This is a genomic window from Rhodococcus sp. (in: high G+C Gram-positive bacteria) (genome assembly GCF_049286785.1).
Classification (GTDB): domain Bacteria; phylum Actinomycetota; class Actinomycetes; order Mycobacteriales; family Mycobacteriaceae; genus Rhodococcus_F.
Genome location: NZ_JBAQEO010000466.1, coordinates 1 through 1632 on the forward strand (window position 1 = coordinate 1; position 1632 = coordinate 1632).

Annotated in this window: 2 protein-coding genes and 1 pseudogene; all 3 read left to right on the forward strand. The window is 60.4% G+C overall.

All coding sequences use genetic code 11. The features are described 5' to 3' along the window. Window positions 1–264 (forward strand): annotated as a pseudogene (locus tag WAW17_RS16890) (4-hydroxyacetophenone monooxygenase); the annotation flags it as partial. A 39-nt stretch (window positions 265–303) separates the two neighbouring features. Further along, window positions 304–1173: an SDR family NAD(P)-dependent oxidoreductase gene (locus tag WAW17_RS16895; RefSeq protein ID WP_008720401.1), complete on the forward strand. Its 870-nt coding sequence runs from the start codon at window positions 304–306 to the stop codon at window positions 1171–1173. Then, the coding region (locus tag WAW17_RS16900) for an FAD-binding oxidoreductase (RefSeq protein ID WP_422334096.1) at window positions 1170–1632 on the forward strand (463 nt) is incomplete at its 3' end. The genes WAW17_RS16895 and WAW17_RS16900, both read left to right, overlap by 4 nt.

Genomic DNA, 1632 nt, shown 5'->3' on the forward strand with positions numbered 1-1632 from the left:
GAGCAGCAGATCAAGTACATCATGAAGGCCATCGACGCCGTCGACAGTCGAGGTGCGGAGCGCGTTGATGTGCGGGCCGAGGTTCAAGAACACTTCAACAAGAGCATCCAACACAAGCTCGCCAAGGGCGTATGGACCAACGGCGGATGTACGAGCTGGTATCTGGACTCGCAAGGTGTCAACCGTACGGTGTGGCCCGGGTTCACCTGGCAGTACTGGCGAGCGACGAAAGACTTCGAGCCCGCCGAGTACGAGATCGCCTGACAATCCAACCGTAGGTCATCGAGAAGTGAGTATCCGACAGTGAGTAGTTCGACAGCAGGCAATTACGCGACCCAGGTCGCAGTCGTCACGGGAGCCGCCTCAGGGATCGGTCGGTCCCTTGCCCTCCAACTGGCCGAACGCGGGGCCAGCCTTGCCTTGTCCGACGTCGACGAAGTGCATCTCGAGGAGACGGCGGCCATGTGCCGTACCGCGCATCGGGCGACCGTCGAGACCGCGGTGTTGGACGTGGCAGATCGTGCTGCGTTCCAGGTTTACGCAGAGAGCGTGCAGTCGTCTTTCGGGCGCGTCAACATGGTGTTCAACAATGCCGGCGTCGCCCTCGGCGCCGACGTTGTCGACATGTCCTGGGAGGATTTCGACTGGCTGATGGGCATCAACTTCGGTGGTGTCGTCAACGGGACCAAGGCGTTCCTGCCTTATCTGATCGCCTCTGGTGATGGTCATCTGGTAAACACCTCCAGCGTCTTCGGTCTGGTCGGGATCCCCAGTCAAAGCGCTTACAACGCCGCGAAGTTCGGTGTGCGTGGCTTCACCGAAGCGCTTCGGCAAGAGATGAAAATCAGTCGGCATCCGGTCACGGTGACATGCGTTCACCCCGGCGGCGTCAAGACTAATATCGTCAACAACGCTCGTGGTGTATCCGATATGGGGGCAGATACCGCCACCATTGCCTCGATGTTCAACAACATCGCCAGGACCACTCCGGAGAAAGCTGCGTGCGCCATCCTCAAGGGAATGGACAAGAAGAAGCCCCGAGTGCTGATCGGCGCAGACGCACGTGGCTTCGACTTTGTCGCACGCGTTGTCGGTCCGCGCTACCAGGACATCTCTGCGCCTGTCACACGCGCGGGCTACGCCTTGGCTCGTAAGCGGGGGATCATCAAATGACCCTCGAACAGGAGAATCGGCCGGGCACCACCGCGCGATCGCGAACGCTGACCGTGTCGGAGGTCGTGCAGGAGACCAAGGACTCCGTGAGCATCGCCTTCGAAGTGCCTGACGAGATCGTCGACGATTTCAAGCATCTACCCGGGCAGTTCATTACGTTGAAGATCCCGTCCGACCAGACGGGCCACGTCGCACGATGCTACTCGCTGAGCAGTTCGCCTCATGTCGATGACTTCCGCCTCGAGATCGGGGTGAAGCGCACCGCTGGGGGGTATGCGTCGAACTGGTTGTGTGACAACGTTTCCATCGGCATGGAGGTGACCGTCCTCACGCCATCGGGAAAGTTTACCGCTAAGAGCCTCGACGTCGACTTGCTCTTCTTCGCTGGCGGAAGCGGCATCACGCCGGTTCTGTCGCTGGTGAAGTCGGCCCTGGTGTCGGGCAGTGGGGAAGTTGTCC